Source organism: Flavobacterium sp. (assembly GCF_027483985.1).
In the GTDB taxonomy this organism is placed as follows: domain Bacteria; phylum Bacteroidota; class Bacteroidia; order Flavobacteriales; family Flavobacteriaceae; genus Flavobacterium.
Window position 1 is genome coordinate 103,516 of the sequence record NZ_JAIXTJ010000056.1, and the last position, 18,780, is coordinate 122,295.

The window sequence follows — 18,780 nt, forward strand, 5'->3', positions numbered from 1 at the left end:
GTTATTTGTTTTCTCTGTTAATGTATATCCAACCTGATTTACTTGCCTGATTATTTTTAAATTCAATTACATAGTAATAAGTTCCATCAGGTAATTCATTACCATTATCTGACTGTCCTATCCATTCATTGGTGTAATCGGCTTTAGAATAAACTTTAGAACCATATCTATTGTAAATACTTAGTTTTTGAACACCAAGGTATTCCAAATCAAAGTATTCATTTGAGCCATCATTATTAGGTGAAATACCTTTTTGAATAGTGCAATAAATAGCAGGTAAAGTTATTGGTTTTTGTAAAATACAACCAGCTGCTGTAGTAACTGTTACATTAAATGTTAACGGTAATGGTTCTATTACTGATGTAGAATTTACATAAGCTGTAACATCAAAGGTCGCATCACCAGTTCCAACTGATGTTGAACCAAATTGCCAAGCAAATGAAGCTGTATTGATATCAAAACTATTATTAGTTGGAATAACTTCTAAAACAAAACTATTATTTTCACAACCACCGTCAATAACAAAATCAAAAGCAGGTGTAAATGTTACAGTTCCAGAATCAGTTCCTGTACATCCAGTTGCAGTATTGGTGATAACTACACTATATTGTCCAGACACACTAGTAGTGAAAGAAGCAACATTACCTGGATTAGTAACAGAAGCCGGTACAGTCCATACATAACTATAAGTTCCTGCCGTACCTGGAGTAGCTACAACTGTAGCAGAACCACCTTGACAAATAGTTAAATCTGTCACTGTAACTGTAGGATTTGCATTAATTGTAACTGTACCACTTGCACTAGAACTTGTACAACCAGTAACTGTATTAGTAATTATAACTGAATAAGTTCCCGCAACTGTAGTATTAATTGTTGCTACATTTCCTGGATTGGTCGCTCCAGTTGGAACTGTCCATACATAACTATATGTTCCTGCAGTACCTGGAGTAGCAGCAATTGAAGCTGTTGTACCTTGACAAACTGTAGCACTTGATACAGAAACCGTCGGAATTGAATTTACAGTAACAGTACCCGAAGCGCTAGAACTAACACAACCAGTAGAAGAATTAGTAATTACAACTGAATATGTTCCAGCTACAGATGTAGTAAATGAATCTACGTTTCCTGGGTCAGAAACACCAGTAGGAACTGTCCAAACATAATTATATGATGCAGTAACATTTGGAGTAGCGGTAACTGTCGCCAATGTACCTGAACAAACACTTGGACTATTAACCGTAACAATAGGATTAGCATTTATTGTAACTACACCTGAGGCAGATGTACTAAAACAACCTGTAGTAGCATCAGTAATAACTACTGAATATGTTCCAGAAACTGTTGTAGTAAAAGTTGATACATCACCTGGATTAACTACACCTGAAGGAACAGTCCAAGCGTAATTATATGTGCCTGCTGAGCCTGCTGTTGCAACCAAAGTAACTGTTGAGCCATCGCAAGCCACTGGACTATTGACAGAAACCGTTGGATTAGTATTTACTGTAACAATTCCAGAAGCAGAAGCACTTGAACAACCTGTTGCGGTATCGGTAATTACAACTGAATAAGTACCAGCGATAGATGTATCAAACGTTGCAACATCGCCTGGATTAGTAACTCCTGACGGAACTGTCCAAACATAGCTATAGCTTCCTGTTGATCCTGCCGAGGCAATTAGTGTAGCTAGTGCACCACTGCAAACTGTCGGACTGTTAACTGAAACTGTTGGATTAGGATTTGCAGCTACAACTCCCGAAGCAGAAGCACTTGAACATCCTGTTATTGTATCAGTTATTATTACCGAATAAGTTCCAATTAATAATGTGGTAAATGAAGCAACGTTTCCAGGATCAGTTCCACCCGCAGGAACAGTCCAAACGTAATTATATGATCCTGCTACATTTGGAGTAGCAGTTACTGTTGCTAAGGCACCAGAACAAACACTTGTATTATTAACTGAAACAATAGGGTTTGGATTTATTGTAACTATCCCTGCAGCAGATGTACTGATACAACCTGTTGCAGAATTTGTGATAACGACAGAATATGTTCCAGAAACTGTTGTAGTAAAAGTTGACACATCACCAGGATTAACAACTCCTGAAGGAACTGTCCAAGCGTAACTATATGTACCTGCGGATCCTGCTGTTGCAACTAAAGTCACGGTTGAGCCTTCACAAGCTACTGGACTATTAACTGAAACGGTTGGATTTGTGTTTATTGTAACAATTCCAGATGCAGACGAGCTTGAACAACCTGTTACTGTATCAGTAATTATTACTGAATAAGTTCCAGAAACGTTAGTATCAAATGTAGCGACATTACCCGGATTAGCAACTCCTGATGGAACTGTCCAAGAATAACTATAAGTTCCAGTAGTACCCGGTGCTGCAGTGATTGTTGCTAATGCACCGCTACAAACTGTAGGGCTATTAACTGTAACAATAGGATTAGAAATTACAGTTACAACTCCTGATGCAGATGAACTTGAACATCCTGTTGTTGTACTTGTGATTATTACAGAATAAGTTCCAGCAATAGTTGTGGTAAATGTAGCAACGTTACCTGGATTTGTTACGCCAGCAGGAACTGTCCAAACATAATTATAAGATCCTGAAACATTTGGAGTAGCAGTAACTGTCGCTGAAGTACCATCACATACTGTTGGGCTATTAACAGTAACAGTAGGGCTGCTTGGATCTATTAATACTATTGATGTAGTGTTTGGCAAAGAACATCCGTTAACAGTTAATAAAAAGTTAGAATAATTTCCAGAATTCAAACCAGTTATTACATATACGCCTGCACTATTAGTTGTAATAGTATTTGGACCAACTGTTGTTGTATCATCTTGATAAGTTAAAGCATAAGATTCGTTAGAAGCTAAACCAGAAATTGTGATAGTTCCATTTGTGCCAGCACATGTCGTTGGATTAGTACCTGCATAAACTGGATTAGATTGAATAGTAAAAGTAGCAATATAATTTGCACCATTATTATTGATGAAAATTGTATCATCACAAGCACTAGTTGAGTTAACATCTCCTGTAACATCATAATAAACTTCAATCACATAATTTCCCGGAGGATAATTTGTTAAATTTATTGGAGATTGAGAATCATTTAAAACTCTTTGCCATTTTTGATCTCCTGTGCTACAAGGACCGCCAGATGGGAAAGTTCCACCGCCGCAATTATCGAAGAACGGTAAATCAAATACTGTAAATGCGCCTGGTGTTGATGCAGCAGGATAAATTCTATAATTTAACCTTGCACTACAAACATTTGCCGTTGCAGATTTGAAAGTTTTTAATTCACCACCTCTAAAAATTAATGTATTTGAATTTTGAACATAAGTTCCTAAATCAGTATTTGGAAACACGTTAGTTGCAGGACCAATTATATCAGTTCCTGATCCTACCGTATTAAAGAAACCAGATGTTTCGCAATTTGTTAACCAAACCGCATTGGCATAACTACCAAAATCGCAATTAGGCAATACTGTAACATTTAAAGTTGTAGTTGCAGCACATTGTCCTGGATCAGGAGTAAATGTGTAAGTTCCAGAAGCTGTATTACTTACAACTGATGGCGACCACGTTCCCGTAATTGGTGTAGCATTACTAGATGATGTTGGTAATACCGGCGCTGGAGAACCGGGACAAATAGGCGCAGGTGCTAAAAACGATGGAACAACATTTGGCGTCACAACAATATCCATTGTGGTTGGGAAAGAACATTGTGTAATGTTAGGTGTAAATGTATAAGTAGTTGTACCCACTGTATTACTTACAACCGAAGGAGACCACGTTCCTGTTACACCTGAGTTAGCAGTTGTAGGTAACACTGGCGGAGTAGTTCCTTCACAAAAAGGTTGAATTTGATTGAAGGTAGCGTTTACATAATCAACAACAATTATTGTTTGAGTACTTGAAGCAGACTGCGGACATAAAGGATTATTATCTGATGATGTAGCTGTAATATTATATGTTCCAACAGCTGTTGGTGAAAATATTACGCTACTACCCGTTGTAGTATTCAATTGAGTAGAAGGCGACCAAGTATAGATACCATTTCCACCTGTAGCATTTAAAGTTGCAGTTTGTCCAAGACATATAGTTGGAGATGTTGTCGTTGTTGATGTATTTATTGCTACTGGTGTTTGAATTCCTGTATTAGCACCAATAACATAATTACAAACGTCACCTGCAAATCCATCTATCATTACATAATATGTTTGACCTGGAGTTAATCCTGTTGCAGATAAATTTGTTGCTCCAGCAGGTACGTTACCTGGACTCCAACATAAATATTCAGTAACTGGACCTGAGCCACAAGTTGCAGCTCCAAATATCATAATTTGAATACCTAAATTATCTTGAGAGCTTGTTACCCAAACATCTAATGATATAGTTGATGATGAAGCTACAAAAGTTAAGAATGAATTATTTTCAAGCGAACCACAAAACTCCGTTGTTAATTGTGGCCAAGAATCTGATGTATAAGAAGCTGAAGTATTTCCGCAATATCCATTTAAATTACATATAGGAGTTGCAACAGCACATGTATTCCCAGCTGGCGTGTTTGTAATACAACTTGGAGGTGGAACTGGTGTTCCAATACATAATGTAAAAGCTGATGTTTGGTTAGGTGTTCCTGTCCAAGTATAAACTCTAATAAAATAAGTTTGACCAGGAACTAAACCATTTGCGTTACTATTATTAGGATCACTACAATACAATTGCGTTAAAGTTCCACAAGAACCAGAATATAGTACGTGATATAAATCAGTAGTACTACCAGTTACGTTATTAAGATTTATTGTATGACTAGTGCTAGTTGCAGTAAACTGAAACCAAACGTCATCATCATCAGTTCCTCCACAAGCATTAGGCTGAGTTGAAGCCGTTGCTCCAATAACTGTTCCTGATACCGTTTGAAGACATGTGTTTGTCGTATTCACAGGAGCAACTGTTGCATTAGCACATTCATCATTTGCAATTAGTGTGGTAAATGATCTAACATTAGACCATAAACTTATATCTGTATTACTACATCTAGAACGAACATAAACATCATATTGAGTGCCTGAACTTAAACCAGTTGCAATGTAAGGATTAGTCGTCGTTATAATACCCGCAGAACTTGCGTTAGGTACAGGAGAACCCGCAGGCACTATAAGAACTTCCCAAGTTGTTGCTGAACCTATCTCTGTCCAAGAAATTGTTGCGCCTGTTTGCGTTATCGCTGATATAGCAACTGCTGTAGGTTTTGGACATGTTGGAGGCGGCGCACATGTTACATTTGCCACCCATCCTGGTGCATTAACAGATCCATCGCTTCTAAATCTAAATGTTAAACATCCATTGGCACTTGAAGCAGTAAAAGGTCCAGGTAAATTCGCACCTGTTAAAGTTCCCCAATAAGATCCTGGTAAACCACCTGGAACGTTTCCTCCACCATTTGTACTAGCTAATTGTGGCGCTGCAATTGAATTTCCATCAAAAACATATAAACCATCCCATGTTGCTTCGGTATTAAATGAAGTAAAAGTCACAGTTACTTGCTCAGTTGGAATTGTTGGACAAATAGTTACTGTATAGTCTGAACCATTAGCATAATTTACTGTAGCGCCAGCTGGATCGGTAAACGTTCCTCCACATGCTGGTGGTGCAATTTGTGTTGTAATTGTTGACGGTCCAACCCAGTTACTCAAATCATTTCCAGGACAAACAGCTCTTACATATAAATTATAACAAGTATCTGGAGTTAATCCCGTAAACACGTGTGGATTAGTTGTTGTAGTAATAAAAGTTGTTGTAGATGCATTTGGAGCAGGTGAACCACAAGGTAAGGCTAAAACATGCCAAGTAGTTGCTGTATTTGGATTAACCCAAGCTAAAGTCGCAGAGTTTGATGTAACTGCTGAAGTGGTTAAAGTATTTGGATTTGGACAAGTTGGTGGAACAGCACATGAAACATTTGCAACCCAACCAGGATTGTTTACTGAACCATCACTTCTAAATCTGAAGGTTAAACATCCATTTGGAGCTGTTGAAGTAAAAGATCCTGGTAAATTTGCTCCTGTTAAATTACCCCAATAAGATCCTGGCAAAGCTCCTGGAACGTTTCCTGCACCGTTAGTACTAGATATTTGTGGTGATGTTATGGCATTTCCGTTAAAAACGTACAACCCATCATAAGTAGCTTCGGTATTAAAAGTTGTAAAGGTAACCGTAACAACTTCGCCCGGTACAGTAGGACAAATTGTAACAGTAGTATCTGCACCGTTAGCATAATTTGCAGCTGAACCTCCTGGATCAGTAAATGTACCTCCACAAGCTGGAGGTGTTATTGATGTAGTAAATGTAGTTGGTCCTGACCAAGTACTAAAATCTGATGAAGAGCAGGCACTTCTAACATATACATTATAACAAGTTTCACCTGTTAAACCAGTTAAAGTAAAAGGGTTCGTATTAGCGATAACCCATCCTGTAGACGACGCAGTTGGCGCTGGTGCTGTACAAGGCAAAGCTATAACGTGCCATTGTGTTGCTGGACCTGCTGCAGTCCAAGCTATATTAGCCGAACTTGATAATACTGTATTTGAAGTTATAGAAAACGGAGCTGGACAAGCTGGTGGTAATGCACACGTTACGTTAGCAACCCATCCTGCAGCATTTGTGGTTCCATTACTTCTAAATCTAAAAGTTAAACAACCATCGGCACTAGAAGAAGTAAATGCTCCTGGATTAGTTGTACCCCAATAAGAACCTGCAACTCCACCAGGTACAGTACCTGCTGGATTACCACTTAAAAATTGTGGTGCTGAAATTGAGTTTCCATTAAAAATATATAATCCATCATTACTTGCTTGAGTATTGAATGATGTAAATGTTACGGTTACTACTTCGCCAGGAGTGGTCGGACAAATAACCACTGTAGAATCTAAATTATTTGCATAATTCGCTGAAGCTCCACCTTGATCTGTAAATGTTCCTCCGCATGCAGGTGGTGGAACTAGTGTGTTAAAAACAAAAGGACCAGCCCAAGCACTAAATGTTCCATTTCCACAATCAGCTCTTACCCAATATTGATATGCTGTATCAGGATTTAAACCAGTAATTGGGTTTGTTGTATTTGAACTAGTTTGTGTACCTGCTCCAGCCGGAATTGCTGAGCCCGATGTTTGAACTACATATTCCCAAGAAGTTGCATTTCCTGGATTAGCCCAAGATAAATTTCCTCCTGTTAATGAAATTCCAGTTACAGCTTGATTCGTAGGCTGTGCACAATTTAATTGTTGAATAACTAAGGAATAGCTATAAGTCTGTGCGGCAGTTGTTCCTGAAAGCACTATAATATATTGTTGCCCTGCAATAACATTCAAACTAGGAATAGATCTTACAGTATTTGTAGTATTGGCGACACCAGCTAAACACGTAGCTCCAACATTTGCACAACCTTGATAAACAAAAATTGATGAACTATTAGCTCCAGGTGTCATAGTAATACTTATAGCACCAGTGGTTGTTGGTGTGTAGGAATAAAACACATCATTACCTGTCATAAAATTAGTTGTTGATCCACAAGAGGTACCTTGATTAGTATCTGTAGTATCACCATAATTTGTTGTGTTATCATTTGTACTATAAGGTAACGCAGAAATTGTAATCGGCGCAATACAAGATAGACCAGGAGTAGTGGTGGCAAAATTAAATGGTCCTACCCAATTACTTGAACCATCTGCACACAGAGACCTAACGTAATAGACATATCCTGTTCCAGGTTGCAATCCAGTGGCTACATATGGAAGTGCTCCATTGTAAACAACTCCAACTCCTGTTGGAGTAGTATTTGTTACTTCAATTTCCCACGAAGTTGAACCACTTGGATTTGACCAGCTTAAATTTGCTGAATTTTGTGTAATACCAGTAGCTGATAAATTTGTAGGTTCTAAACATCTTTGTGCCAATCTAACATCATCAACTAACCATCTATCTCCACCTAAAGCACCTGTTGGTTGATTATAACGCATCACAAATGCAATATAAACTTGATGATTTGCAAAAGCAGTAAGATCTACCACTTTTTCTTCATATACATTATAGGTAGCACTAAGTGTTGCTTCTGTCCACTGAGCTGGAGTATTAATATAATTAGCTATATTTGTTTGACTTCCTGCGCCTTGTGCGGTTACATCAAATACCTTAATAAAGTACTCTGTTCCGTTAGGTCCGCTAATTGTAGATCTAGTCCAAAAACGTAATTGTCCGTTAGAAGGAACAGTTACTAAAGGCGTTGCTAAATAATCTTCAGACGTATTTCCAACACCAATATTCTCTCGATCCATATAGGCCGAATTTGTTCCTTGATAAACATTTGCAACAACAGAGTTTATACCCCATCTTCTTGTTAAACCAACGCCGTTATCAAAAACAGCCCATTGGTTGGTAGTTGCTCCAGTACCTAATGTCCAAGGACTAGGCGTTGTTGGTGCTGCTAAATCGGGTCCTGTAGTTCCTTCAAAGCCCTCCGAACCTGGAGTTGGAAACTGGGAAAATCCCGCAATAGAAAATAGCAAGGCAACAATTAGTAGTGTAATTTTCTTCATTAACGCAGAAATTTAAGTTAATTAATTTAATGAGTTTGTTTGGTTTTAATCTCCAAATTTAACAAAATTTATAAATAAAGCTATAAAAATGGCGTTTTTAACTAAATTAAATTGTTAAAAACATTTCGTATTGTAGATTGTCGATTTTTTGTGCATTTTGTCTATTTTTGCATTAGAAAAGAAAATTATGTTAGAAAAAGAGAAAGTAGATTTTGAAAAAACAATTATTGTTGGTATCGTTACTCAAAATCAAAATGAAGAAAAACTTATTGAATATCTTGATGAACTAGAGTTTTTAACTTTTACCGCAGGTGGTGAAGTTGTAAAACGATTTTGGCAAAAAATGGATAAGCCCAATCCTAAAACCTTTTTAGGAACTGGAAAGATGGACGAAATTCATTTGTATGTCAAAGAATATCAAATTTCAACTGTAATATTTGATGATGAATTATCACCATCACAGCAAAAGAACATTTCAAAAATATTAGATTGTAAAGTTTTAGATAGAACAAATTTAATTTTGGATATTTTTGCGCAACGTGCTGAAACTTCTTATGCTAGGACTCAAGTTGAGTTAGCGCAATGCCAATATTTACTTCCGAGACTTTCTGGAATGTGGACGCATCTTGAACGTCAAAAAGGAGGAATTGGTCTTCGTGGTCCAGGAGAAACCGAAATAGAAACCGACAGACGTATTGTTCGCGATAGAATTTCTTTATTAAAAGAAAAAATTAAAACTATTGACAAACAAATGTCTATACAAAGAAGCAACCGAGGAGCTATGGTAAGAGTGGCTTTAGTTGGATATACTAATGTTGGAAAATCAACATTAATGAATGCTATTGGAAAAAGCGATGTTTTTGTTGAAAACAAACTTTTTGCAACGCTTGATACCACGGTTAGAAAAGTAGTTATAAAAAACCTTCCTTTCTTGTTATCTGATACTGTTGGATTCATTAGGAAATTACCAACACAATTGGTTGACTCATTTAAAAGTACACTTGACGAAGTTCGCGAAGCTGATCTATTACTTCACGTTGTAGATATTTCACATGCTGATTTTGAAGACCACATCGCATCTGTAAATCAAATTTTGATGGATATCAAAAGTAATAATAAACCAATAATAATGGTTTTCAATAAAATTGATGCCTACAAACATCTTACAATAGAAGAAGATGATTTAATGACTGAAAGAACAACTAAACACTACACGCTTGAAGAATGGAAACAAACTTGGATGAGCAATGTTGGTGAAAAAAACGCACTATTTATATCAGCTACAGAGAAAGAAAATTTCGAACAGTTTAGAGAAATTGTATATGAAGCAGTACGCGAAATTCACGTTACACGTTTTCCATACAATAAGTTTTTGTACCCTGATTATAAAGACGCTATAGAAAAAGAAGAATAAAAAAAATTTAAAATTAACAATAATTTCAGTGTTGCTTCAAAAAAAGTTTAATTTTACTATGTGATTATTTTATAATTTTTTCATAATAAACGAATCGACTCACAATACACAAAAAAAATTTTTGATTTTGATTTTCTTATCAAATATTAAATTTTTTGGGTAAACCACCGAAATCAAAACAACAGATTCTATAGAGAAAGAAATAGAAATTAATATCAATGAAAATTTGAATAAAGAAGAATCAAAAATTAATTTATGTAATCTTTCCAAAGGCACTTATTTCATTAGTATTAATAATAGTAAGTACATTGGTAATATTACCAAAACAATAATCATAAAATAATTAATCATGAAAAATATTTTATTTATGTTATTGTTTAGTTACAATTGCTTTTCGCAAATTGCTGGCTCATTAGATACAAGTTTTAATTTTACAGGAACTTCAACAAGATGCAATTATACGTCACCAAGCATCAATTTTATTAACAATTCTTTTTTTCAATTTAATGATAAAATAATTTGTTTGAATTTTAACTTTACATCCTGTAGCATAACGTTAACTAGATTTAACGGTGATGGTTCTCTAGATAATTCTTTTGGAACAAATGGAGTTATAGTTAATACAATGTGTGCCGTTTTTACTAATGGTGGTTATTATCCGTACAATATGGTAATTCAACCTGACAATAAAATAGTAATAATGGGATTGCAACAAAATACTACCTATCCAAATGCATATTGGGTTGTTCGATTATTACCCAATGGTGATTTAGACCCAAGCTTTAATGGAAACGGTTATCTTGACGTTAGTTTTGGTACTGTTCAAGATAGAGGTTATTGTGTAGCTTTGCAACCTGATGGCAAAATATTATTGGGAGGTAACACTGGTAACACTGCAGAGTTTTTCTCGGTGGCACGAATAAACAGCAATGGTAGTCTTGATACTACTTTTGGTGTTAACGGTTTAGCCAAAACTGCTTTTTCTACGCTAGAAAGTACGCCAATAAGTATTGCTGTTCAAGCAGATGGTAAAATTGTATTAGGCGGTTATACTGTAACCGCTTATGCTCGAGATTTTGCATTAGCTCGTTTTAACAATAATGGTACTCTTGATTTAACATTTGGAGATAACGGTAAAGTGATTACAACTGTTGATTACACAAACTCGGATGCAATAAGTAAAGTATTAATTGAACCCGATGGAAAAATTACTGCAGTTGGTGATGCATCATTTACCAATAATCCTTATACAGCTATGACAAGATATTTATCAAATGGATCACTAGATAATACCTTTGGTTTAAGTGGAATAGTATTGGCCTCAAATGTTACAGGTAGACGGCCAACTTTTGCACGACAGGTAGATGGTAAATATGTTATTGGAGGTGGCGGAGATTCTGGAACTTTTCAAGTGTATAGATATAATTATGATGGAACTTTAGACACTGGTTTCGGTTCTAATGGTAGTGCATTTACAACACCATTTGCTGACAATGCAACAGCTGTTTTAATACAACCTGATAATAAAATTGTAGTTGTAGGAAATACTGTGAGTCCAGATGGCTTAGAAAATTGTACAACTGTTTTTCGTTTCAACCCAGGTACTTTAAGTACTAATGAATTTGAAGGAATTGCTTTAAATTTATACCCAAACCCAACTCAGGATAATATTTATTTTGATAACAGCAATACACAATATACAACTGCTGAGATTTATAATTATCTAGGACAAGAAGTGGGAAAACAAAATATTGGTTTATCAAATAATGAAAAACTCGAGTTAAATAATTTTAGTAGTGGTGTATATATGCTAAAGTTTTTTGGCGAAAAAGGAATTTTATTTCAAAAAGTAATCAAAAATTAATTTCATTTTAATTATAAAGACGCTATAGAAAAAGAAGAATAAAAAAATGCCTTTAGAAATTCTAAAGGCATTTTTTATATAACTAATTATGTACTAAAAGCCATAATTCACTCCTAAACCAATAATTTGTCTAGTTTGAAATCCTCTAAATGCATTGTCATCATAAATGGTTTGAAATGCAAAATTAGTAGACAACGATTTGTTAATTTTCATTACAATATTCAAAGTATAATCGATATCAACATTCTGCGGATCTTCTAAATAATTTGAATATAAATTTAGAATATTTTCAACTGCTACATTTTCCATCAAGTTAAATTTATAATATCCGTTTAAAGCTGCTCCAAATTCATATCTTGAAGAATCTCCTTGCTCAACTCCAAAAGAAGCGCCAACTTGAGTAAAATGAGGATGTACAATAATTAACTTGGATGTTGCTGGTGCGATATTCACTTTTAAATTATCGCTTTTTTTCCACATCATACCCGGACCAAATTGAAAATAAGCCGGTGAGAAAAAATGAGAAGTTTTAACTCCTGATGCTAAATCTATTCCAGAATCAAATTGCGTTTTAAAATTAAAAAAAGTAGAATAAAACCAATAACCAGTTGCTTTTTTACCTAAAAGAGAATTAAGTTCTAATCTATCATCTGATTTTTGCATTTCTTGGTCTTTTATTTTGGTTAAACCATAAGCTGCAATAATTTTATTATCCCAATTCCAATCTCCATTTTTATAATTGAAATCATAATTTAAACCCACATTTCCTGAAATATTACTTTGTCCTCCAGCTAACCAATTGTTGAAAGTAGCTTGATTGGCTAAAAACGTGAAAGTTCCTTTTTTTACCCAACCATTTGGTTTGTCTGCTGACACCTTCAAAGCTTCTTCGGTTTTCTTTAAGTTTTCTTTCTCATTTGTTTGCGCTAATGATAAACTAACTGTCATTAGTAAAACAACTTGATGTAAAATTCTTTTCATTTTGTTCTTGTTTTAAAATTTTCGAGTGCAAAGGTAAAAATACCAATGACTTTAACAAACTTTAAACAAAAATGTAACCTCTTGACTTTGTAGAATTTAAACTACTTTTTCTTGTATAACGGAACCGCAGAACAAGCTTCGCCATACATGATACTTTTTGCAATTGGTTGAAGATATTGAAGAGCAAAAATATAGGCACTTTCTGGAACCGGCTTTTTAGAACAACCTTTTAAAATTAGTGGCTTATCTAAATATGCCGAATAATCAAGTTTTGATAATACTTCTTGATATAATGAGGTTTCTAAACTTTCTAAGTTGCCTGTTACAACTTTTTTTGCAAAAGGCGAAAGATAAACCGTTACTAATATTTTGGCCCAAGCCGGAATAATAGCATCTGTCGAACAATAAACGGCAACATAATGATCTTGATATTGCGACCAATTATGATTTTTTAAAGCCTCGCGAAAATCTTTTTCTCTTAATAAAAACCCATCAAATAGCCATTGAGAAATATCAATTTTAGTACGAATTCCTTTTTGATAATAATCTTCTAAATCGAAAACTTCTAAAGCAGAATTAGCAACTTTATTTACAATTTCATCCATAATATCGAAGTTAATAGCACTGTTTTATAACATTCCGAGCTCTAATTTTGCCTCTTCACTCATTAGGTCTTTACTCCAAGGCGGATCAAAAGTAATTTCTACTTCACAAGATTTTATAGTATCTATTTTTTGAACTTTATCTTCAACTTCACGTGGCAATGTTTCGGCAACAGGACAATTAGGCGAAGTAAGCGTCATTAACACTTTTACCTCATTATCTTCATTAATCATTACATCATAGATTAATCCTAATTCATAGATATCAACCGGAATTTCTGGATCGTATATTCCTTTTAAAACCTTTACTACGCTTTCTCCTAGATTGATTTCGTCTTTAAATTCTTCCATTTAAATTGAATTTATTATAGCATTACTGCTGCAAGTTAGTATCTTTTTTTAATTTTTGGCGTTGAACGCTAAAGCATACATTTTAATCTGCTTTATCATTGAGACTAATCCGTTTGCTCTTGTTGGTGATAAATGTTCTTTTAACCCAATTTCATCAATAAAATCGGTATTTGCTTGTAAAATATCGGCTGCTTTTTGATTGGAAAATGTTCTAATCAAAATAGCGATAATGCCTTTGGTTAAAATAGCATCACTATCGGCAGTGAAAACAATTTTTTCATCGCTTTCTTCACCGTGAACCCAAACTTTAGACTGGCATCCTTTAATGATATTATCTTCTGTTTTGAATTGCTCCTCAATTAAAGGCAAGGATTTTCCTAGTTCAATAATATATTCGTAGCGTTGCATCCAATCATCAAACATTGAAAATTCATCTACAATTTCGTCTTGTATTTCTTTTATTGTCATAGTAGTAAGGAAACACTAATTATTCTCTGTTTAAAACTCCATTTAACTTATTCTTCTTTGACTAAGGAAACTAATTTATTTACAAATTTCTCAATTTCTACAGGCGGATGACCGTGATCAAAATTTTGTGTTTGGTATTGCTTTTCCTTGTAATCAATAATTAGCTCTGCGATTGCTGCGCCATCATAAACTCTTTTTTGCGTTGGATCTTTAAACGTTGCTAAGCTATCTAACTGTATCTTATCAAAATAACCCACTAATTCCTTCCAATCAGCGTTGGAGATTTTAGTTGTAACGCCTTTGTCTTTAGAATCTCGTTCCTTTGAAATTGAAACTTCTTGATTTTCTACCGTTATCTTTTGATAAAATCCACGTGTATTGGCTGTGTATGTAATCTTAGCTGTTGCAATATCATTTTTAGATTCTTGAGAACATCCTTTAGCCATAAAAATGGTTAGTAAAATCATTGTGATTGCTTTCATTTTTTTATTTTTAAGACAACATCATTTGCGCTTTTTTTACCGCTTCAACAAAGATATCAATTTCTTCTTTAGAATTATAAAAAGCAAAACTCGCTCTAATTGTTCCAGGAATTTTATAGAAATCCATAATAGGTTGTGCACAATGATGTCCGGTTCGTACTGCTATTCCTAACTTATCTATAATTGTGCCAATGTCGTAAGGATGAATTCCTTCAATATTAAACGAAATCACCGAAGTTTTTTCTTTAGCCGTTCCATAGATTTTTAAACCATCGATTTCTAACAATCTTTTGGTTCCATACTCTAACAATTCGTGTTCGTAGGCTGCGATGTTTTCAAAACCTATTTCATTTAAATAATCAATCGCTGTTCCTAGCACAATTCCTCCGGCAATATTTGGTGTTCCTGCTTCGAATTTGTGTGGCAAATCAGCATAAGTAGTTTTCTCAAATGAAACGGTTGCAATCATTTCTCCTCCACCTTGATAAGGCGGCAATTTGCGAAGCCATTCCTCTTTTCCATATAAGATTCCGGTTCCAGTTGGACCACAAATTTTATGTCCTGAAAAAACATAAAAATCACAATCTAAATCTTGAACATCAGGTTTTAAGTGCGGAACAGCCTGAGCGCCATCAATTAATATAGCTGCACCAACTTGATGCGCTTTATCAATGATATACTTAACCGGATTTAAAGTTCCTAAAGCATTAGATATATGATTTACGGTAACAATTTTAGTTTTTTCTGAAAGTAATTTATCAAATTCTGATACTATCAATTCGCCTTCAGTATTCATCGGAATCACTTTCAAGATTGCGCCTGTTTTCTCGCACAACATTTGCCAAGGAACAATATTGCTGTGGTGTTCTAACGCCGAAACTAAAACCTCATCGCCTTCTTTTAAAATAGAAGTAAATCCGTTAGCTACAGCATTAATTCCGTGGGTTGTTCCTGATGTAAAAATAACTTCATAAGGAAATTTAGCGTTGATATGACTTTGGATTTTACCACGAGAAACTTCATAAGCATCTGTAGCCAGTTGACTTAAAGTATGTACTCCACGATGAATATTAGCATTGATTTCTTCATAATACTTTGTAATGGCATCAATGACAACTTTGGGTTTTTGTGAAGTGGCTCCATTATCAAAATACACCAAAGGTTTACCATTAACTTTTTGGGTTAGTATTGGAAAATCAGCTCGTATTTTATTTATATCTAGCATTGTTTATTTAGAATTTTTCTAAATACAAAAGTAATAAAATAGAAACTGATTTATACCAAACAGATGTTAATAAAATTAAAGTTTAAACTATAAAATTTAACAAATGATTACCGATTTGAATTTTAATTTGTTTCAAACCATAAAATCTGTATTGAATATTTAGTAAATTGCATCAAAATATATTTATAATGAAAAAATTTCTCAAGTATTTTGCCTTCGGCTTTCTAGGTTTTCTTCTTTATTTTGGTATCACAACTTATCCCGAACTAGATTTAATCTCAGGCTTTTCTGCTAAAAGTGTTGCTTCAGGACATTTTATAGATAATCGCTCGCTAGAAACCATTCAACAAGGTGATAACGATATTGATAAAATAGATTGGGCAACCATTGAAATTAATGATCTAGAGCAATCTGTTACTTCAAAAGTTTATGGATTAAAAGAACGAAAAGCTATTTATCGTGAAGGTTTGGGTGTTACATTAATTAACGATGACTATGATGTTTCTAAACCATTTAATGTACCTAAACGAAATAAAACCAACATTAACTTACCTTATCCTTCTGGGAATTTAGAACCAAAGGATACTGTTTTTTCTAACATTGATTATGCTAAATTGAATGCTGTTATTGCAAACGCTTTTGATAAAAAAGGCGAAAAAAATAAGCGAACGCGCTCATTAATTGTGCTTTATAAAGGTAAAATCATTGCTGAAAAATACGCCGATGGCTTTGATGAAAATTCTAAAATTTTAGGTTGGTCAATGACTAAAAGTTTAACGGCAACCTATTTTGGAATTTTGCAAAAACAAGGTAAATTCGACATTATGAAACCTGCACCAATTGCCGAATGGAAAAACGATGAACGTGCTAAAATAACAACCAACGATTTACTTCACATGAACTCAGGATTGGAGTGGGAAGAAAATTATTCTAAGATTTGTGATGCTACAAGAATGCTATTTGTGGAGGAAGATATGACTAAATCACAAATCAACAAACCCTTAGTTGGAAAACCAAATAACAGTTGGAATTACTCATCGGGAACAACCAATTTATTAAGTGGAATTTTACGAAATCAGTTTAAAACGCATCAAGAATATTTAGATTTTTGGTACAGCAGTTTGTTAGATAAAATCGGGATGCATTCGGCTATTGTTGAAGTTGATATGAAAGGGAATTTTGTTGGTTCGTCTTATGGTTGGGCAACTACAAGAGATTGGGCAAAATTTGGTTTATTATACCTAAATAAAGGCAATTGGAATGGCGAACAAATTTTTGATGAAAGTTGGGCAAAATATGTAGCAACACCAACCAATTCGTCTAACGGAAATTATGGTGGACAATTTTGGCTAAACGCTGGCGGTAAATTTCCTAATGCTCCAAAAGATATGTATTATGCAAGTGGTTTTCAAGGACAAATGATAGCAATTTTCCCAAGCAATGATTTGGTTATTGTTAGAATGGGATTAAAAGAATATCCTGAATTTGATTTTAATGGATTGTTGAGTGGCGTTGTTGGGAGTTTGAAGAAGTAACTATTTAAAATATTTAACTGTTTTCCCATCAAAGTAACCAATTCCATTACTTGATGTTAAAAAAATAATTTCTTTTTCACTAATAAATTCAAATTTAGTCACATTCATTTGATAACCAACTGCATCCGGCAAACCACCTTTCCACATTATCCATGGTTTAAAAATAAATTCTTTTGAATTTTTACATTGATTTCCACTTAACTTATAAAAACCATTACTACTATAATAATATATTGACTTATTGAATTTATTATATGCTAATGGTCCTAAATATTCCGTAATATTTCTGTCTAAAAAATCCATTTTTATCAATGAATCTTTTGGTCTTTCCCGATCTAAAATATCTTCGTCAAAACAAGATTTGTAAAAACCTTTTATTCCTGATTTATATATCTTTGAAATGCTTCCGTCAATAAAAAAGTGCATTCCACTTGAAGATATAAAAATATTGCTTTCATCATCATAAATGACTCCTTTCATACCTGATGAAATACCCAATTCATAAGGAAACTTATAAACTGTATCGTTCTGATGTATTTTTATTTTATCTGAAAATTTGTTTTGTAAGTCTTTGAAATATTCATTTTTGTCATTGTATTTTTTGTCATCATCTAATCTTAACCAATCATCATAAATAAACTCTTTTGTGTTTAAATTAAAAAAACAAACGTCTCCACCCCATTCACCCGCGTCGTATGCAAACCAAATATTTTGTTCTTTATCTAAAAAAATATAATTAGCAGGAATAAGCTTCTCACTTGCACGAATACGTCCCGATTTTCTGTACATCGGAGTTCCTTTTTCTGGTATAAAATTTTCTTTTTTATACCTTATGTATTCGTCCGTAATCACAATATAATCGTCATATTTGTCAACTAATATTTTATATATTTTTCCTTCTACTTTATCCTTTTTTATAAAATTATTTTTAGTGTTTTGTTCCATCACAATTCCATTATTTGTCACTCCAATAATTTTACTTTTAGAATTCTTAGTAATTGATGTAAAAAGATAATTAGTAAATTTTAATTTATCATTTTTAACATTTAAAATAACTAAACTATCACCTTTAGTAATAGCATAAATCAATTTGTCAACCACTACAAAATCTTTATAATCAGTATTTAATAATTTTACATGTAATGCAGGAATACTATCCTTTTTTAAATTTGATTGCGAAAATAATTGCGTTGAAATAAGTAAAATTGAAATAAATATTGCTTTCTTCATAATAATAGTATTTA

The 18,780-nt window shown here is 34.0% G+C and carries 11 protein-coding genes; 3 read left to right on the plus strand and 8 right to left on the minus strand.

Translation table 11 applies throughout. The features are described from left to right. Window position 1: 1 nt before the first annotated feature. Window positions 2-8,614 (minus strand): fibronectin type III domain-containing protein, encoded by an 8,613-nt coding sequence (locus tag Q0050_RS14365; RefSeq protein WP_298397370.1) that lies wholly within the window; start codon window positions 8,612-8,614, stop codon window positions 2-4. A 187-nt stretch (window positions 8,615-8,801) separates the two neighbouring features. Here Q0050_RS14365 and hflX point away from each other — a divergent pair, with 187 nt between their 5' ends. Next, the gene (hflX, locus tag Q0050_RS14370) at window positions 8,802-10,028 is read left to right on the plus strand and encodes a GTPase HflX (protein WP_298397372.1); all 1,227 of its coding nucleotides are present in this window, start codon (window positions 8,802-8,804) and stop codon (window positions 10,026-10,028) included. A 349-nt stretch (window positions 10,029-10,377) separates the two neighbouring features. Continuing rightward, window positions 10,378-11,892, plus strand: coding sequence for a T9SS type A sorting domain-containing protein (locus tag Q0050_RS14375; RefSeq protein ID WP_298397375.1), 1,515 nt, complete (start codon window positions 10,378-10,380; stop codon window positions 11,890-11,892). Window positions 11,893-11,985: 93 nt separating this feature from the next. Here the strand turns inward: Q0050_RS14375 and Q0050_RS14380 are convergent, their stop codons facing one another. The 6 genes from Q0050_RS14380 to Q0050_RS14405 form a co-directional block, all read right to left on the minus strand. Then, window positions 11,986-12,873: a DUF3078 domain-containing protein gene (locus Q0050_RS14380; RefSeq protein ID WP_298397376.1), complete on the minus strand. Its 888-nt coding sequence runs from the start codon at window positions 12,871-12,873 to the stop codon at window positions 11,986-11,988. A 101-nt stretch (window positions 12,874-12,974) separates the two neighbouring features. Continuing rightward, window positions 12,975-13,478, minus strand: coding sequence for a DUF2480 family protein (locus tag Q0050_RS14385; RefSeq protein WP_298397378.1), 504 nt, complete (start codon window positions 13,476-13,478; stop codon window positions 12,975-12,977). 24 nt (window positions 13,479-13,502) lie between these two features. Beyond that, complete coding sequence (locus Q0050_RS14390) at window positions 13,503-13,826, minus strand: SUF system Fe-S cluster assembly protein (protein WP_298397379.1); 324 nt, start codon at window positions 13,824-13,826, stop codon at window positions 13,503-13,505. A gap of 48 nt (window positions 13,827-13,874) precedes the next feature. Continuing rightward, window positions 13,875-14,294 (minus strand): SufE family protein, encoded by a 420-nt coding sequence (locus Q0050_RS14395; protein ID WP_298397381.1) that lies wholly within the window; start codon window positions 14,292-14,294, stop codon window positions 13,875-13,877. Between the two features lie 47 nt (window positions 14,295-14,341). After that, on the minus strand, window positions 14,342-14,776 hold the full coding sequence (locus tag Q0050_RS14400) for a hypothetical protein (protein ID WP_298397383.1): 435 nt from the start codon (window positions 14,774-14,776) through the stop codon (window positions 14,342-14,344). Between the two features lie 10 nt (window positions 14,777-14,786). Continuing rightward, window positions 14,787-16,001 carry an aminotransferase class V-fold PLP-dependent enzyme gene (locus tag Q0050_RS14405; RefSeq protein WP_298397386.1) on the minus strand — a complete coding sequence of 405 codons (1,215 nt, stop codon included), beginning with the start codon at window positions 15,999-16,001 and terminating at the stop codon, window positions 14,787-14,789. A 188-nt stretch (window positions 16,002-16,189) separates the two neighbouring features. On the opposite strand from Q0050_RS14405, the gene Q0050_RS14410 reads away from it, so the two are divergent. Then, complete coding sequence (locus Q0050_RS14410; protein WP_298397389.1) at window positions 16,190-17,536, plus strand: serine hydrolase; 1,347 nt, start codon at window positions 16,190-16,192, stop codon at window positions 17,534-17,536. Here the strand turns inward: Q0050_RS14410 and Q0050_RS14415 are convergent, their stop codons facing one another. After that, window positions 17,537-18,766 carry a hypothetical protein gene (locus Q0050_RS14415; RefSeq protein ID WP_298397390.1) on the minus strand — a complete coding sequence of 410 codons (1,230 nt, stop codon included), beginning with the start codon at window positions 18,764-18,766 and terminating at the stop codon, window positions 17,537-17,539. Window positions 18,767-18,780 lie beyond the last annotated feature (14 nt).

Excerpts from the sequence above, each read along its gene's own strand:
- Q0050_RS14365 (WP_298397370.1), bottom strand. The coding sequence starts at position 8,614 with ATGAAGAAAATTACACTACTAATTGTTGCCTTGCTATTTTCTATTGCG.
- hflX (WP_298397372.1), top strand. The coding sequence starts at position 8,802 with ATGTTAGAAAAAGAGAAAGTAGATTTTGAAAAAACAATTATTGTTGGT.
- Q0050_RS14375 (WP_298397375.1), top strand. The coding sequence starts at position 10,378 with ATGAAAAATATTTTATTTATGTTATTGTTTAGTTACAATTGCTTTTCG.
- Q0050_RS14380 (WP_298397376.1), bottom strand. The coding sequence starts at position 12,873 with ATGAAAAGAATTTTACATCAAGTTGTTTTACTAATGACAGTTAGTTTA.
- Q0050_RS14385 (WP_298397378.1), bottom strand. The coding sequence starts at position 13,478 with ATGGATGAAATTGTAAATAAAGTTGCTAATTCTGCTTTAGAAGTTTTC.
- Q0050_RS14390 (WP_298397379.1), bottom strand. The coding sequence starts at position 13,826 with ATGGAAGAATTTAAAGACGAAATCAATCTAGGAGAAAGCGTAGTAAAG.
- Q0050_RS14395 (WP_298397381.1), bottom strand. The coding sequence starts at position 14,294 with ATGACAATAAAAGAAATACAAGACGAAATTGTAGATGAATTTTCAATG.
- Q0050_RS14400 (WP_298397383.1), bottom strand. The coding sequence starts at position 14,776 with ATGAAAGCAATCACAATGATTTTACTAACCATTTTTATGGCTAAAGGA.
- Q0050_RS14405 (WP_298397386.1), bottom strand. The coding sequence starts at position 16,001 with ATGCTAGATATAAATAAAATACGAGCTGATTTTCCAATACTAACCCAA.
- Q0050_RS14410 (WP_298397389.1), top strand. The coding sequence starts at position 16,190 with ATGAAAAAATTTCTCAAGTATTTTGCCTTCGGCTTTCTAGGTTTTCTT.
- Q0050_RS14415 (WP_298397390.1), bottom strand. The coding sequence starts at position 18,766 with ATGAAGAAAGCAATATTTATTTCAATTTTACTTATTTCAACGCAATTA.